Origin of the sequence: Frigoribacterium sp. VKM Ac-2859, from assembly GCF_013204925.1 — a bacterium.
GTDB lineage: Bacteria > Actinomycetota > Actinomycetes > Actinomycetales > Microbacteriaceae > Frigoribacterium.
This window is the reverse complement of record NZ_JABMLC010000002.1, coordinates 568,069-583,870: the sequence shown is the minus strand read 5'-3', so window position 1 is coordinate 583,870 and position 15,802 is coordinate 568,069. Positions and strand designations below refer to the sequence as shown.

General features: G+C 72.7%; 13 protein-coding genes. 7 read left to right on the top strand and 6 right to left on the bottom strand.

What is annotated here, in order from left to right; translation table 11 throughout:
- Positions 1 to 181: 181 nt before the first annotated feature.
- Complete coding sequence (locus tag HQQ78_RS10570; RefSeq protein ID WP_173153079.1) at positions 182 to 622, bottom strand: hypothetical protein; 441 nt, start codon at positions 620 to 622, stop codon at positions 182 to 184.
- Positions 623 to 986: 364 nt separating this feature from the next.
- On the opposite strand from HQQ78_RS10570, the gene HQQ78_RS10565 reads away from it, so the two are divergent.
- Entirely contained in the window at positions 987 to 3,197 is a 2,211-nt protein-coding gene (locus HQQ78_RS10565) for an NADP-dependent isocitrate dehydrogenase (protein ID WP_173153078.1), read from the top strand.
- Positions 3,198 to 3,375: 178 nt separating this feature from the next.
- On the opposite strand, the gene HQQ78_RS10560 is transcribed toward HQQ78_RS10565, so the two are convergent.
- Complete coding sequence (locus HQQ78_RS10560) at positions 3,376 to 4,326, bottom strand: LysR family transcriptional regulator ArgP (protein ID WP_173153077.1); 951 nt, start codon at positions 4,324 to 4,326, stop codon at positions 3,376 to 3,378.
- A gap of 69 nt (positions 4,327 to 4,395) precedes the next feature.
- Between HQQ78_RS10560 and HQQ78_RS10555 the strand changes: the two genes are divergently transcribed.
- Both HQQ78_RS10555 and HQQ78_RS10550 read left to right on the top strand, forming a co-directional pair.
- Positions 4,396 to 5,028 carry a LysE/ArgO family amino acid transporter gene (locus HQQ78_RS10555; RefSeq protein ID WP_056043037.1) on the top strand — a complete coding sequence of 211 codons (633 nt, stop codon included), beginning with the start codon at positions 4,396 to 4,398 and terminating at the stop codon, positions 5,026 to 5,028.
- A gap of 92 nt (positions 5,029 to 5,120) precedes the next feature.
- Positions 5,121 to 5,693, top strand: coding sequence for a YdeI family protein (locus HQQ78_RS10550; RefSeq protein ID WP_173153076.1), 573 nt, complete (start codon positions 5,121 to 5,123; stop codon positions 5,691 to 5,693).
- 178 nt (positions 5,694 to 5,871) lie between these two features.
- Here the strand turns inward: HQQ78_RS10550 and HQQ78_RS10545 are convergent, their stop codons facing one another.
- From HQQ78_RS10545 to HQQ78_RS10535, 3 genes are all read right to left on the bottom strand, one after another.
- Complete coding sequence (locus HQQ78_RS10545; protein WP_173153074.1) at positions 5,872 to 6,504, bottom strand: Pr6Pr family membrane protein; 633 nt, start codon at positions 6,502 to 6,504, stop codon at positions 5,872 to 5,874.
- Between the two features lie 72 nt (positions 6,505 to 6,576).
- The gene (locus tag HQQ78_RS16410; protein ID WP_173153072.1) at positions 6,577 to 7,053 is read right to left on the bottom strand and encodes a Rho termination factor N-terminal domain-containing protein; all 477 of its coding nucleotides are present in this window, start codon (positions 7,051 to 7,053) and stop codon (positions 6,577 to 6,579) included.
- A gap of 69 nt (positions 7,054 to 7,122) precedes the next feature.
- A complete protein-coding gene (locus HQQ78_RS10535) occupies positions 7,123 to 7,392 on the bottom strand; it encodes a hypothetical protein (protein ID WP_123571676.1) in 270 nt (89 codons plus the stop codon).
- Between the two features lie 152 nt (positions 7,393 to 7,544).
- Here HQQ78_RS10535 and HQQ78_RS10530 point away from each other — a divergent pair, with 152 nt between their 5' ends.
- Genes HQQ78_RS10530 through HQQ78_RS10515 form a run of 4 tightly spaced genes read left to right on the top strand, consistent with a single transcriptional unit; the run spans position 7,545 to position 14,652 of the window.
- Positions 7,545 to 8,234, top strand: coding sequence for a 4'-phosphopantetheinyl transferase superfamily protein (locus HQQ78_RS10530; protein ID WP_173153069.1), 690 nt, complete (start codon positions 7,545 to 7,547; stop codon positions 8,232 to 8,234).
- Positions 8,231 to 12,223: a Pls/PosA family non-ribosomal peptide synthetase gene (locus tag HQQ78_RS10525; RefSeq protein WP_173153066.1), complete on the top strand. Its 3,993-nt coding sequence runs from the start codon at positions 8,231 to 8,233 to the stop codon at positions 12,221 to 12,223. The genes HQQ78_RS10530 and HQQ78_RS10525 overlap by 4 nt, the downstream gene beginning before the upstream one ends.
- Positions 12,220 to 13,524 carry a M1 family metallopeptidase gene (locus HQQ78_RS16405; RefSeq protein ID WP_371740468.1) on the top strand — a complete coding sequence of 435 codons (1,305 nt, stop codon included), beginning with the start codon at positions 12,220 to 12,222 and terminating at the stop codon, positions 13,522 to 13,524. The genes HQQ78_RS10525 and HQQ78_RS16405 overlap by 4 nt, the downstream gene beginning before the upstream one ends.
- 15 nt (positions 13,525 to 13,539) lie before the next feature.
- Positions 13,540 to 14,652, top strand: a complete 1,113-nt coding sequence (locus HQQ78_RS10515; protein ID WP_173153062.1) for a M20 family metallopeptidase — start codon at positions 13,540 to 13,542, stop codon at positions 14,650 to 14,652.
- A gap of 24 nt (positions 14,653 to 14,676) precedes the next feature.
- Here HQQ78_RS10515 and HQQ78_RS10510 read toward each other — a convergent pair whose 3' ends face one another.
- Positions 14,677 to 15,702: a LacI family DNA-binding transcriptional regulator gene (locus tag HQQ78_RS10510; protein WP_173153059.1), complete on the bottom strand. Its 1,026-nt coding sequence runs from the start codon at positions 15,700 to 15,702 to the stop codon at positions 14,677 to 14,679.
- Between the last annotated feature and the right edge of the window lie 100 nt (positions 15,703 to 15,802).

The window sequence follows — 15,802 nt, the reverse complement described above, 5'->3', positions numbered from 1 at the left end:
GGGCCAGTGCTCCGTCATCGCGAAGCAGGTCAGCACCGAGAGCGAGACGGCCAGAGCGGACAAAACAGTGACCCGGGCGCGGGTGGCTTTCGTTGACTCGTACTGAGCAGGCAACAGGACTTCTTCTTTCGTGATGTGCGGAGACGGGGGCGGGGCCCGAGGGCCCCGTCCCCGGAGATGATCAGTGGAAGTAGTTCCAGAGTTCCCAAGCCGTCAGCAGATTCGCGATGGCCCCCAGCGCTCGCGTCACGGCAGGCCACACGGTCGACACGAACGTGGAGTAGGCCTTCTTCGCACCGTTCACGACGGCTGTGAAGAGCGACGGAATCTTCTTGAGAGCGTTGAGGAGGTTCGTGAACCTGTTGCGGCTCTCCCGTTCCCCGGACGGAGTCGAGACGGGGGATTGCTCGGAGACCCCTGCAGGCGACGACGCCGTCATCGAGATCGTCGCGATGGAGGCTCGTGTCGCCGCCTCGGTCGCAGTCGCAGTCGCAGTCGCAGTCGTAGTCGCAGCTGACGGTGTGGCAGCCGTGGCGCTCGTGCTGACTCCCAGAATGCCGGGGGAGACTAGGACGGCGACAGCGACTGCTTTGTGCCAGACGGTCCAGCGGTTCTTGTCCATGTGTTCATCCGTTCTGCTTCTCGAGGCCCCGCCTCTCGGGACCTCGGGATGGGGCCGGTTCGGGTGCAACCGTCCGGCTCCGACGCGGGTGGGCCTCGTGCCCACCCGCGTCACCAATATGTCGTCTTTGCCATTGCGGATGCAAGGGGAAGATGTTCCTGTGGAAACTCCGTGCCTGATCGCCGTCAGACTCGTGTGCGGGTGCGTGCTCGCTGAACCCGCCCGGCGACACGGACGACCTGAGCCGCGTGGGCGGGCCGTCCAGACCGGGCATGTATCTTCATGTCGAGAGACTTCTGCGCGGTAGCGTAGAGGCAGCACCACCGAGCACACGCATGCCCGACAACGAGGGAGCACCTGCCGCATGGCGAAGATCATCTACACGCTGACCGACGAGGCGCCCATGCTGGCGACCTACTCGTTCCTGCCCATCATCCAGGCCTACGCCAAGACCGCGGGGGTCGACGTCGAGACCCGCGACATCTCGCTGGCGGCCCGCATCATCAGTCAGTTCCCCGAGCGCCTCACCGACGAGCAGCGCCAGGGCGACGCCCTCGCCGAGCTGGGGGCCCTGGCGAAGACGCCCGAGGCCAACATCATCAAGCTGCCGAACATCTCGGCCTCGATGCCGCAGCTCAAGGCCGCCGTGGCCGAACTCCGGTCGCAGGGCTACGACCTGCCCGACTACCCCGACTCGCCTTCGACCGACGCCGAGCGCGACGTCAAGGCCCGGTACGACAAGGTCAAGGGCAGCGCGGTCAACCCCGTGCTGCGCGAGGGCAACAGCGACCGTCGTGCTCCGCTCTCGGTCAAGAACTACGCCCGAAAGCACCCGCACCGCATGGGCGCCTGGACGGCCGACTCGAAGACGAACGTCGCGACCATGGGCGTCGACGACTTCCGTTCGAACGAGAAGACGGTCGTCATCCCGGCCGACGACACCCTGCGCATCGAGTTCGTCGGCGCCGACGGCGAGACCCGCGTGCTGCACGAGTCGATCCCCGTGCTGGCCGGCGAGGTCGTCGACGGCACCGTGCTGCACGTCGCCGCGCTGCACGAGTTCCTCGCCGCACAGATCGCCCGGGCCGAGGCCGAGGGCGTCCTGTTCTCGGTCCACCTCAAGGCCACGATGATGAAGATCAGCGACCCGATCCTCTTCGGTCACGTGATCCGCGCCTTCTTCCCCCGCGTCTTCGAGCAGTACGGTGCCGACCTGCAGGCTGCCGGGCTCGACCCCGCCAACGGTCTCAACGGCATCCTGCAGGGCCTCGCGGCACTGCCGAACGGCGACGAGATCAAGGCCGCCTTCGACCAGGGGATCGCCGACGGGCCCGACCTCGCCATGGTCGACTCCGACAAGGGCGTCACCAACCTCCACGTGCCGAGCGACGTCATCGTCGACGCGTCGATGCCCGCGATGATCCGTACGTCGGGCCACATGTGGGGCCCCGACGGCGACGAGCACGACACCCTCGCCGTCATCCCCGACTCGAGCTACGCCGGCATCTACCAGGCCGTGCTCGACGACTGCCGTGCGAACGGCGCCTTCGACCCCGCGACCATGGGCTCGGTGCCGAACGTCGGCCTGATGGCGCAGGCCGCCGAAGAGTACGGCTCGCACGACAAGACCTTCGAGGTGCCCGGCGACGGCACCGTCCGCGTCGTGAACCAGGCGGGCGAGACGCTCATCGAGCACGAGGTCGCCACGGGCGACATCTGGCGCGCCTGCCAGACGAAGGACGTCCCGATCCGCGACTGGGTCAAGCTCGCCGTCACGCGGGCCCGCGCCAGCCAGACCCCGGCGGTCTTCTGGCTCGACGAGACCCGTGCCCACGACGCGACCCTGATCGGGCTCGTCCGCACGTACCTCGCCGAACACGACACCGAGGGGCTGCAGATCGAGATCCTCTCGCCCGTCGACGCGATGGCGTTCTCGCTCGAGCGCATCCGCCGTGGCGACGACACCATCTCGGTCACCGGCAACGTGTTGCGCGACTACCTGACCGACCTGTTCCCGATCATGGAGCTCGGCACCTCGGCCAAGATGCTCTCGGTCGTGCCGTTGATCAACGGCGGCGGCCTGTTCGAGACGGGTGCCGGCGGTTCGGCCCCGAAGCACGTCTCGCAGCTCGTCGAGCAGGACTACCTGCGCTGGGACAGCCTGGGCGAGTTCCTCGCCCTCGCGGTCAGCTTCGAGCACCTCGCGACGTCGACGGACAACGCGCGGGCGCAGATCCTCGCGGACACGCTCGACCGCGCCACCGGCACCTTCCTCGACGAGAACAAGTCGCCCGGCCGCAAGCTCGGCTCGATCGACAACCGCGGCAGCCACTTCTACCTGGCGAAGTACTGGGCCGACGAGCTCGCCGCCCAGACCGACGACGCCGAACTGGCCGCCGCCTTCGCCGGGCTGGCCGCCACCCTCGGCGGGGCCGAAGAGGCGATCGTCGCCGAACTGATCGAGCCCCAGGGCACGGCCGTCGACATCGGGGGCTACTACCACCCCGACGCCGCGAAGACCGAAGCCGTGATGCGCCCGTCGCGCACGCTGAACGAGGCGCTCGCGACGCTGTAGGTCGTCGGTCGCCGGGCGCAGGTCGCTCGAGAACAGGAGGCGCGGTGCCGGTCGGCACCGCGCCTCCCGTCGTCCGTCGGGTCGGGCCCTCGTCTGGCCGGTCGTCGACTGGTCGCGAATCGTCCTTCGGGGGCGCGCGAAGGACGATTCGCGACCACTCGACCGGCGAGACAGGGCGTCAGGGATGCAGGGCGTGGCGGGCGGTGGCGCGGACGGCGTCGGTGACGGCCTCGAGGAGGGGCGAGGCGAGGGTCCAGCGCTGCCAGAAGAGCGGCACGTCGACCGGGTCGCCGGCGGCCAGTTCGACCAGACGGCCGGCGTCGAGTTCGGGGCCGGCCTGCGCCTCGGGCAGCATGCCCCAGCCGAGGCCGAGCACGACGGCCCGGGCGAAGTCGGCCGAGGCGGGCACGTGGTGCCGGGGCGCGAGCGGCTCGTGACCGGTGAGCCGGCGCGCGAAGTCGTGCTGCAGGTCGTCGGCGCGGTCGAAGACCACCATCGGGGCACGATCGAGCCTTCCGTGGTCCAGGCCCCCGCGCTCGGCGGTTCCCCCCGCGCTCGGTCGGGCGCCCAGCCACCGTTCGACGAACCCCGGACTGGCGACCGCGCGGTAGCGCATGACGCCGAGCGGCTCCGAGCTGCAGCCCTGCACGGGCTCCCGGGTCGCGGTGACGGCGGCGAGCACGTCCCCCGATCGCAACAGCTCGGCCGTGTGCTGTTGGTCGGCCCGGCGCAGGTCGAACACCACGGGCACCGTGGGCGGGACGGCGGCCAGCGCGTCGAGGAACCAGGTCGCCGTCGAGTCGGCGTTGACCGCGATGGGGAGGGTGGTGGGGACGGGGTCGTCACCGTCGTCCCCTCCGTCGGGTCGGCCGGCGCCGAGCCGGGCCAGCGCGTCCGACGTGAGCAGGTCGACCTGGCGGGCGTGTCGCAGCACCACGTCACCGGCCGCGGTCGTGGTGACCGGTGTCGTGCGTCGCAGCAGCACCTGCCCGGCCGCTCGTTCGAGTTGCTTGATGCGCTGTGACACCGCGGACTGCGTCACGTGCAGGCGTCTCGCCGCCGCCTCGAACGTGCCTTCGTCGACGACGGTGCGGAGGGTGTCGAGCTGGTCGAGCGCGAAACGGGCCATGAGTCGAGCTTATGCAGCATCACGAACATGAGTTGGCGTGATGGCCTGGTGGGCCCTTAGCGTGTCGCCATGACCTTCGCGACCGTGCTGCCCGCCGCCCTCTTCGGTTTCGGCACGAGCCTCGCCCTGATCGTCGCCATCGGTGCCCAGAACGCCTACGTGCTGCGCGTCGGGCTCCAGGCCGTGACCCGCGTCGTCGTGCCGGTCGTCGTGGTCTGCGCGGTGAGCGACGCCGTGCTGATCAGCGCCGGGGTGGCCGGGGTCGGCGCGCTCGTCGAGGCCGCGCCGCAGGCGGTCGTCGTCGTGCAGATCGTCGGGGCAGGGTTCCTGCTGGTCTACGGCGCCTTCGCCGCGAAGCGCGCGATCCGGCCCGTGGGCGCGCTCACGGTCGAGGCCGGAGCGCCGCCCGCGCGGGTCGTCCCGGCCGTCCTGGGGGCCCTCGCCTTCACCTGGCTCAACCCGCACACCTACCTCGACACGATCGTGTTCCTCGGCTCGGTGGCGAACCACCAGCCGCCCGAGCTGCGGTGGTGGTTCGCGGGCGGGGCCGTCACGGGCAGTCTCGTGTGGTTCTCGGCGCTGGGGTTCGGCGCGCGCCTCCTGCGTCCCCTGTTCGCGAAGCCGGTCGCGTGGCGGGTGCTCGACGCGGTGATCGCCGTCGTGATGGTCGCCCTCGGGCTGCGGCTGCTGTTCGGGCTCTGACGGCCGGCCGCCCCTCGAGGGGTCGGGACGGGCCGCTCGGTTCCGCAGGGGAGCGGCACGTCGTGACGCCTCGCCGCCGGTAGGGTCGCCGCATGGTCAGCTTCGCCGACAAGCCCGTGCTCGACGTGACGGTCGAGCAGTGGCGCGAGTACCTCGAGGGCGACCCCGACGTGGGCGGGGTGCGACTGACGCTCCGCAAGGTGCGGTCGACGAGGCCCGGCATGACCTGGTCGGAGGCCCTCGACGTCGCCCTCTGCCACGGCTGGATCGACGGCCAGACCAGCCGACTCGACGACGACTTCACAGTCACGGCGTTCCAACCGAGGCGCAAGGACAGCCCCTGGTCCCAGGTGAACCGCGAACACGTCGCACGCCTGACCGCCGAGGGTCGGATGACCCCCGCGGGTCAGGCCGAGGTCGACAGGGCGAAGGCCGACGGCCGCTGGGACGCCGCCTACCGCCAGAAGGACGCCGTGCCTCCTGACGACCTGCAGGGAGCCCTCGACGCCGACCCGGTGGCGGCGGCGCACTTCGCGACGATGACGAAGACCGAGCGGTTCCGGGTGTACTTCCGGCTGGCCGCGCTGAAGCGGCCCGAGACCCGGGCGGCCCGCATCCGCGACGTGGTCGCAGCGGCCGCCCGCGGCGAGCAGCACTACCGCTGAGCCGCCCGCAGGAGGCGCGGGTCGCGTCATGGGCGCACCCCGCCACGATATAAACACGCCGCCACGCAAACTTGTGGCGGTTCGTTTACATCGTGGCGGGGTGGCGGGGTGGCGGGGTGGCGGGACGTGGCGGTGCGGCGGCGACGCGACACGTCGCCCGCAGGAGGCGCGGGTCGCGTCAGCGGCGCGAGCGCTGCTTCCAGAAGCGGCCGGCGAGGCGCGCCAGACCGACCAGCGCGACCGACAGCACGGCGAGTGCGACGAGCAGCACGACCATGTAGAGCGCCACGGGGCCGTAGCCGCCCAGCGCCTCCGGGTCGTAGAAGGGGTAGGGGTAGAACGACGTGACGGCGCCGCGGACGAGCGAGTACACGCTGTAGAGGACGGGCACGACGAGGCCGAGGCCCGCGGCGGCCCAGGGCAGGCGACGGCCGACGGGCAACACGAGCCAGTCGACCAGCACGGCGACGGGCATCACCATGTGCACGACGACGTTGACCCAGGGCAGCACGCCGCCGGCCACCTCGGTCAGCAGCAGGTTGAAGACGAGGCCGACGAACACCATGTTCACGACCGCGATCAGCCGGACCACGTCCCAGGCCCGGCTGCCGGGACGGCGGCGCATGGTGCGGACGCCGCCGACGGTGAAGACCACGACGGCGAACAGGTTGCTCAGGTTCGTGAAGAACGAGAAGAAGTTGACGACGCTGTAGTCGTTCTCGAGGGTGTCCGCGAACTGGGCGGAGACGGCCACGAGGGCGAGCGCGGCGAAGACGAACCGGTACGGGACCATGAGCTGAGCGCGCGTCATGTCCTCACCCTAGTGAGGCGGAGCCGACCCGTAGCCGCTCACGAGGTCATCGGGTCGACGCCGGCGTCCGGGTCAGGCCTGCTCGATCTTCTCGATCAGGGTCGCCTTGGTGTGACGCGACACGTTCGTGATGCCCTTGGTGCGGGCGAGGGCGCGCAGGGCGACGAGGGTCTGCGCGTGCAGGTCGACATGGGCGTCGTGACCGTCGGACAGCTGGACGGTGGTCTCGTCGACCTCGGGCAGGGGCGGCGTGTAGATCGAGCGCGGCTCGGCCGGGGTTGCGGACGACGTGCTCGACGACGAACCGTTCGACGCCGAACCCTTCGAGCCCTGCACGGCACCCTTGGCCGTCTTCTTGGCGTCCTTCAAGCCGGACGTGGCGTCGTCGAGGGCGTTCTCGAGCGGCTTCACCGACGGGCGGCTCTTCTTGGCGAGCTTCTTCGCACGACGCTTGGCCTCGGCGACCGCGGCGCGGGCATCGGTGACGGCGTCCTCGGCCTTGTCGTAGGCCTTGGCGGCGGATTTCTTGAGCTTCTTCTGGTCGGCCACGGATCGGCCCCTCTCTCGAACGTGCGGAAATCGTGCCTGTGAGCGTGGCACGCCCACCTGGGACGGCTGTCAGTCGACCGGCGTCGTCTTGCCGCTCGCGATGCGGTCCCGCTCGGCACGGAGCGACTCGATCGTCTCGGGATCGAGGAAGTCCACGAACGGGTTCGGCTGCCCCGTCCGGGCGGCCACCACCTCGGTGTAGGCGGCCGAGGCGCGGCGCACCTTCGCGGTGGCGCGACCGAGCCGTTTGGACGACGACGACTTCGCCGTGACGACCTCGGCGTGGTGCTCGAGGGCGTCGACGAGTTCGGCGAGCGCGGTGGGGATCTTCTTGGCCATGCGGGGGCCTCTCGGGTGAGGGAAACGGGTGGCGGGGCGTCCCGGACCGGTCGGGAGTGGTCACGGACGCCGACCGGATCATCACCCCACCCGGAGAACGGCAGGTGAACGGAGCCTCGGCGCGGGTGCGGACGCGGCTAGGCTCGCCTGCCGTGACGGGCGCGCGGGTGTGGCTGGTCGACCTCGACCTCGACCTCGACCTCGACCTCGGCCGAGAACGCGACGCCGGCGCGCCTCTGGCGAGCGAGGTCTGCGACGCGCACGAGCGGGCCCGCGCGGCGGCCTTCGTGGACGCGACCGACGCGCGTCGGTACCTGGCCTCGCATCGTGCGCTGCGCCTCCTGCTCTCGTCCGTGACCGGCCGGGAGGCCGGGTCGATCGAGTTCGGACGCGAGGCCTGTCGCTCGTGCGGTGGTCCGCACGGTCGGCCGGTGCCGGTGCCGTCGGACGACCTGCACGTGAGCCTCAGCCGGAGCGGTCGCTGGGCCGCCGTGGCGGTGCGGGCCGGGGCGCCCGTCGGCGTCGACGTCGAAGGGGCCCGTCCGGCCGGTGCGCTCGAGCACCTCCGGCCCGACGTGAGCCCCGAGGACGTCGACGTGGACGTGCTGCGCGCCTGGGTGCGGAAGGAGGCGCTGCTCAAGTCGACGGGGGAGGGGCTGACCACCGCGATGTCGGCGCTCCGTCTGGGGCCCGGGCCCGGGGGCACGACCACGGACGGTCGACGCGGACTGGTCCACGACCGGCGCTCGGCGACCGGGGTCCTCCTCGCCGTCGCCGGTCCGGCCCTGGACGCGGTCGAGTTCACCGACGTGACACCTGGGGTCCCTACCGTGCGGCCGTGAGCCAGACACTGCCCGGCGTGATCGCCGGTTCGCCCGCGGCCCCCGCACCCCGGACGCTCGTCGACGTCCTGCGGGCCACGGCGCTCGAGCACCCGGACGCCTCGGCCCTCGAGGACGAGCGGGGCGCGTGGAGCTACGCGGAACTCGTCGTCCGCGTCGGAGCCGCTTCGCGCGCGCTCGCCGACGCCGGGGTGCGCCGCGGCGACCGGGTGGGCGTGCGCATGCCCTCCGGCGACTCGTCGCTCTACCTGACGATCCTCGCCGTCCTGGCCGCCGGGGCCGCCTACGTGCCGGTCGACGCCGACGACCCCGACGAGCGGGCAGCCCTGGTCTTCGGCGAGGCCGGCGTCGTGGGCATCGTCTCGGCGGGGGGATGCTTCACCCCGCGTGACGCCGACCGACCGGAGAGCCTCGTGCTCGCCGCACCGGCCGGGCACGTCAGCGGGCGGGGCACGGCGCTCGCCGACGACGACCGGTCGCCGACCCCGGACGACGACGCCTGGGTGATTTTCACCTCGGGCTCGACCGGCACGCCGAAGGGCGTCGCCGCGAGTCATCGCTCGGCGGCCGCCCTGGCCGACGCCGAGGCGAGGATGTTCCTGTCGTCGCCCGGGCTCGATCCGCTCGGACCGGGCGACCGGGTGCTGGCCGGACTGTCGGTCGCGTTCGACGCCTCGTGCGAGGAGATGTGGCTGGCCTGGCGCAGTGGCGCCTGCCTGGTGCCGGCCCCTCGCAGCCTCGTCCGGTCGGGTGCCGATCTCGGGCCGTGGCTCGTCACCCACGGCATCACCGTCGTCTCGACCGTGCCGACCCTCGCGGCCCTCTGGCCGGACGAGGCCCTCGAGAGCGTCCGGTTGCTGATCTTCGGTGGAGAAGCGCTCCCGCCCGAGATCGTCGACCGCGTCGTCGGCGACGACCGTGAGGTGTGGAACACCTACGGGCCGACCGAGTCGACCGTGGTGGCCACCGGGGCGTTCGTACGGGCCGGAGAGACGGTGAGGATCGGTCTGCCGCTCGACGGGTGGGACGTCGCCGTCGTCGACGCCGAGGGCGACCCGGTCGCGGAGGGCGAGGTGGGCGAGCTGATCATCGGCGGCGTCGGCCTGGCCCGCTACCTCGACCCCGCCAAGGACGCCGAGAAGTACGCCCCGCACGAGCAGCTCGGCTGGCAGCGCGCCTATCGCAGCGGTGACCTGGTGCGGTTCGACCGGGCCGGGCTCGTGTTCCAGGGGCGGGCCGACGACCAGGTCAAGGTCGGCGGGCGCCGGATCGAGCTCGGGGAGATCGAGACCGCGCTGCAGGCCCTGCCCGGGGTCGGCGGCGCCGCCGCGGCGGTGCGGACGACGGCGGCCGGCAACCAGGTGCTCGTCGGCTACCTCGCGGTCGCGTCGGCCGAGACCTTCGACCGAGGCGCCGCCCTCGCCCGCCTCCGGGACGGACTGCCGGCCGCGCTGGTGCCGCTGCTGGCGCTGGTCACCGGCGACCTGCCGACGAAGACGTCGGGCAAGATCGACCGCGACGCGCTGCCCTGGCCGTTGGTCGACTCGTCGACCGGTGGCGACGGGAGAGGTGGCCGGCCCGACGGTGCCGGTTCGATGACCCCGGTCGAGCAGCTCGTCGCCGACCGCTGGCGCGAGGTCCTCGGCGTACCCGTCCCGGACGCCGACGCGAACTTCTTCGACCTCGGCGGGGGATCGCTGGCCGCCGCCCAGCTCGTGGCCCGGCTGCGCGAGCTCGACCCCGAGTTCACCGTCGCCGAGATCTACTCGCACCCCCGGCTCGGCGCGCTGGCCGAGGCGCTGACGGTGGCGGACGTCGACGACGAGGCCCCGCCGGCCGTGTTCCACCGGTCGGTGCCGACCCCGCGCCGCACCCAATGGCTGCAGACCCTGCTCGGGGTGCCCCTCCTCGTGCTGTCGGGTGCGCGCTGGCTGACCTACGCCCTGACCGCGAGCACCGTGCTGCGCTGGTGGAGCGGGTTCGACGCCCTGCCGGCGGTCGACGGCGGGCTGCTCGTCGTCGCGATCCTCGTGTTCGCGACCCCGCCGGGACGCATGGCGATCTCGGTGCTGGCCTCGCGCCTCCTCCTCCGGGGGGTCGAGGCGGGCGATCATCCGCGCGGCGGCAGCGTGCACCTGAGGCTCTGGCTGGCCGAGCAGGTCGCGCACCAGATCGGGGCGGTCGGGCTCGCCGGCGCCCCGTGGATCAGTTACTACGCGCGGGCCCTCGGGGCTCGCATCGCACCCGACGTCGACCTGCACGCGCTGCCGCCCGTCACCGGCATGCTGCGCATCGGTCGCGGGGCGTCGGTCGAGCCCGAGGTCGACCTGGCCGGGCACTGGATCGACGGCGACGTCGTCCGCATCGGGGCGATCCGCATCGGTGCGGGCAGCACGATCGGCATGCGGAGCACCCTCCTGCCCGGCACCCGGATCGGCAAGGACGCCTCGATCGCGCCCGGGTCCGCGGTCTTCGGACGGGTGCCGTCGGGTCAGCACTGGGCCGGGTCGCCGGCCGAGCGCATCGGCCGCACCCGCGCCTGGTGGCCGGAGGACCGACCCCCGGCACCCACCCGGTGGTTCGTCGCCTACGGGGCGTCGGCCGTCGTCGTCGCGTTGCTGCCGGTGGCGTCGCTGAGCGCAGGAGGCGCGGTCGTCGCGCTCGGCGTGCGGGGTGCGGGTTCGCTGACGGACGCGTGGTGGCGGGCCCTCGCCGTCCTGGTGCCGGGCACGCTCGTGGCCGGGCTGGTGGCCGCCGTGCTCGTCGTCGCGCTCACCCGCCTGTGGGCCCTCGGAGTGACCGAGGGCACCTTCGCGGTGCGGTCGAGGGTCGGCTGGCAGGTCTGGAGCACCGAACGCCTGCTCGACCTGTCGCGCACCCTGTTGTTCCCGCTCTACTCGAGCCTGTTCACGCCGGTCTGGCTGCGCCTGCTCGGGGCCGAGATCGGGCGGGACGTCGAGGCGTCGACCGTCCTGCTGCTGCCGTCGATGACGACCGTCCGCGACGGAGCCTTCCTGGCGGACGACACGCTCGTGGCGTCGTACGAGCTCGGCGGCGGCTGGCTGCGAGTGGCCCGGGCCGAGATCGGTCGGCGGGCGTTCCTGGGCAACTCGGGCATGACCGCCCCGGGCCACAAGGTGCCGAAGGACGGTCTGGTGGCCGTGCTCTCGTCGGCTCCGCGCAAGTCCAAGGCGGGGTCGTCGTGGCTCGGTTCACCCGCGGTGCGCCTGCGCCGCACGGTCGCCGTCGCCGACGAGACCCGCACCTTCCGCCCGGCCACACACCTCCGGGTGGCCCGCATCGCGTGGGAGCTCAGCCGGGTCGTGCCCGTCGTCGTCACCTGCGGCATCGGCCTCGGCCTGGTCGTCGGACTGTGGGCGCTGGTCGACGCGATCGGGGTCGGCGCGACGGCCGCGGTCAGCGGCGTCGTGATGCTCGCCGTCGGGGCGGCGGCCGCCGGGGTCACGACGCTCGCCAAGTGGGCGCTCGTCGGGCGCATCCGGGCCGGCGAGCACCCGCTCTGGTCGTCGTTCGTCTGGCGCAGCGAGGTGTCCGACACCTTCACCGAGATGTGCGCGGCCCCCTGGTTCGCCCACGCGGCGGCCGGCACCCCGGCCCTCGTGTGGTGGCTGCGCTCGCTCGGGGCCTCGATCGGTCGCGGCGTGTGGACCGACAGCTACTGGTTGCCCGAGGCCGACCTGGTGCGACTCGACGACGCGTCGACGGTGAATCGGGGATGCGTCGTGCAGACCCACCTGTTCCATGATCGAATCATGAGCATGGACACCGTCACCCTGGCCGCGGGCTCGACCCTCGGACCCCACAGCGTCGTGCTGCCCGCGGCCCGCCTGGGCGAACACGCCACGGTCGGACCCGCGTCGCTCGTCATGCGCGGCGAGGTCGTCCCCGTCGGCAGCCGGTGGAGCGGCAACCCGATCGGCCCGTGGCGGGACGTCACGTTCGCGGACTACCACGCCGTCTCGCAGTGACCGGTCCGGCGGCGATCCCGGACGGCTACACGCCCGAGAGCGGCAACACCGGGTACGGCGTGCGCTCGTACGACCTCGTCGTCGGGTACCGCGTGGCGACGAACCGACTGGACGGCGTGGCGACGCTGACGGTCGTGCCGACCGAGGTCCTCCGCACGCTCGTGTTCGACCTGCTCCGCCTCCGTGCCGCGAAGGTGCGGGTGGATGGGCGCAAGGCGCGTCACGCGCAGTCGGCGACGAAGCTGACGGTGACGCTGCCCGAGGAGACCGTGCCGGGTGAGCCGGTCGAGGTGGTCGTCGAGTACGCGGGCTCGCCCGCACCTCGACGCACCCGCTGGGGCACCCTCGGCTGGGAGGAGCTGACCGACGGCGCACTCGTCGCCTCGCAGCCGAACGGGGCGGCGACCTGGTTCCCGTGCAACGACGACCCGGCGGACAAGGCGACCTACCGGGTGCAGGTCACGACCGAGCAGCCCTACGCCGTCGTCGCCCACGGTGAGCTGACCGACCGGCACACGCGGTCCGGCCGCACGACCTGGGTCTACGAGCAGCCCGACCCCACGGCGACGTACCTCGCGACGGTGCAGATCGGCCGCTACGAGTTGGTGCCGGTCGTGCTCGCGGGGGTGCCCGGCGTCTTCGCCGGGGTGCCCGCGATGCGGTCCCGCATCGGTCGTGACTTCGGCGAGGTGGCCGACATGATGTCCTGCTTCGTCGAGCGGTTCGGTCCGTACCCCTTCGCGTCGTACTCGGTGGTCGTCACCGACGACGACCTCGAGATCCCGCTCGAGGCCCAGGGCCTCGCGATCTTCGGGGCGAACCACGCCGACGGCGCGGGCGGGTCGCGTCGGCTGATCGCGCACGAACTGGCGCACCAGTGGTTCGGCAACAGCGTGGGCCTGACGACCTGGCGCGACATCTGGCTGAACGAGGGCTTCGCCTGCTACGCCGAGTGGATCTGGTCCGAGGCCTCGGGCGGTCCGTCTGCCGCGCGCATCGCCGCCCAGACCCGCGCGCGGCTGGCCGGTCTGCCCCGCGACCTGCTCGTCGGCGACCCCGGCCCCGACCTGATGTTCGACGATCGCGTCTACAAGCGCGGGGCGCTCGCGGTGCACGCCCTGCGCTCGGCGGTCGGCGACGTCGCGTTCTTCGACGTGCTGCGCGCCTGGACCGCCGAGCACCGACACGGCGTGGCGACCACGGCCGACTTCGTCGCCCTCGCCACCCGCGTCTCCGGCCACCCCGTCGGACCGCTGCTGCGTCCCTGGCTCGACGAGCGGGCCCTGCCGCCGTCGCCGTGACGATAACGTGACGGCATGACCGCCCCGACGCCGTCCGCACCGCCCGTGAACGCCCTGCTCCGCGACCTCGTCGCCATCGACTCGACCAGCGGCTCACCGGGCGAGGCGGCCGTCCTGCGCCGCGTCGCCGCGGAGTTCGAGGGCGTCGAGGAGGCGCGGGTCGCCTTCGCCCCCGGGGCCGACGGCGAGCCCGCGGCCCTCCTGGTCTCGCCGACGTCCGTCGCCGTCGACCGGCCGCTGCTCGTCTTCGCGTCGCACGCCGACGTCGTGCCGGTGACCGACGCCTCGGCCTGGACCCACGATCCCTTCGCCTCGACCGTCGTCGGCGACCGCCTGTACGGGCGGGGTGCCTCGGACATGAAGTCCGGCCTGGCCGCCTCGATCGTCGCCGTGCGGGACCTCCTGCGTCAGGCCGCGCCCGTCGCGCTCGCCGTCTCGACCGGTGAGGAGGTCGGCTGCCTCGGTGCTCCTGCCGTCGTCGACCTGCTCGCGGGCCTGCGCGTGGGGGCCGTGGTGATCCCCGAGTCGACCGATGGGCAGGTCGTGCTCGGTCACCGCGGCGCGCTCTGGGCGACCGTCCGCACCTCGGGCGTCGCCGCGCACGGCAGCACGCCCGAGCGGGGCCACAACGCGATCCTCGACCTGGTGACCGTGCTCGGGCGCCTGGGCGACCTGCCGCTCTCGTCCCATGCCGACCTCGGGCGCGAGACGGTCAACGTCGGCGTCGTGTCGGGCGGCAGCGTGCCGAACATCGTGCCCGACGTCTGCGAGGCGCGGATCGACCTGCGCGTCGTCCGGGAGGACGTCGACGAACTCGTCGACTGGTGGCGTGGCCAGCCCGAGGTGACCGACGTCCGCGTCGACCTCGACCTGGCCGCCGTGTGGACACCGCGCGACCATCCCTGGCTCGCCGGGCTCGACGCCCCGGTCTCGGAGGCGCCCGCCTCGTACTTCACGGACGCCTCGGTGCTCGTGCGGTCGCTCGAGGACGGGGTGCCCGTCGTGGTCTGGGGCCCGGGCGACCCCACCGTCGTCCACACGGTGGACGAGTCCGTGTCGGTCGAGGCGGTCCTGCGGGCCGTCGAGCAGTTCGGCCGCGTCGGCGGGCGGTGGGCCGTCGAGCACTGACCGACGCCCGACGGGGCGGTCGGGTCAGGCGGGCTGGGGAGTCGGCGACCGCGTGCTCTGCCGGCGGACGAGCCTCGGCGCGAACGAGACGCGCGCGCCTCCGAGTCCTCCGTCGTCGGAGCCCCGCAGCGAGAGCAGCCGCAGCGCCTCGGCGGCCATGCGGTCGGTCGGCTGCGCCAGGGTCGTCAGGGCCGGGGTCACGTACGAGGCGAAAACGATGTCGTCGAAGCCCGTGACCTGCAGCTCGTCGGGCACCGACACCCCGAGCTCGCGGGCCGCCCTCAGCACGCCCATGGCGATCAGGTCGTCCGCGCAGACGATGGCGTCCGGGCGGTCGTCGGAGGTCAGCAGTCGGCGGGCCGCCGCGTCGCCGCTGTCGACCGAGTAGTCGCCGAGCACGACCCCGTCGCGCACCTCGCGGATGCCGAGTTCGGCCGCCCAGTGCCGGAAGCCCCGGAGGCGCAGGGTCGTCGACGAGTTCGTCAGCTCGGAGGTCACGAACGCGGCCGAGCGGGCACCGGTCCCGGCGAGGTGCGTCAGGACGAGCTTCATCGCCTCGGCGTCGTCGAGGCCGATCCAGTCGGTGCCGGCGACGTCGACCCGCCGGTCGAGCTGCACCAGCGGGACGGCCCGGGCGGACGCGGCGACGGCCGCCGCGCTCTCGGTGTCGTGCACGGGGCTGACCACGATGCCGTCGACGTGCCGCTCGATGAGCGACCGGAGGTGCTCGGCCTCGACGGCGGGGTCCTGCCGCGAGTCGCAGAGGAACAGCTGTTTGCCCTCGCCGTGCAGCGCGCTCTCGAGGCTGTCGACCAGGGTCGTGAAGAACGGGTTGAGGATGCTCGGGACGACCATGCCGACCGTGTCGGTGCGGCGGGTGCGCAGGGCGCGGGCGATGCCGTTGCCCGAGTAGCCCAGCTCGTCGGCCGCCAGCCGCACGCGGGCCTCGACCTCGCGGCCGACCGGGCGCGACGCCGACATGACGCGCGAGACCGTCGCGGCGGAGACGCCCGCCCGGCGGGCGACGTCCGAGATGGTGACGGCGTTCATGGGCTCCTCAGGGCGTGGCCGCCGGGGACGACGGGTGATGCCGTCATCGTATCGTCCCCTCGCGGGAAACCGATTGCCCGGCCCGGATCTCTTTTACACG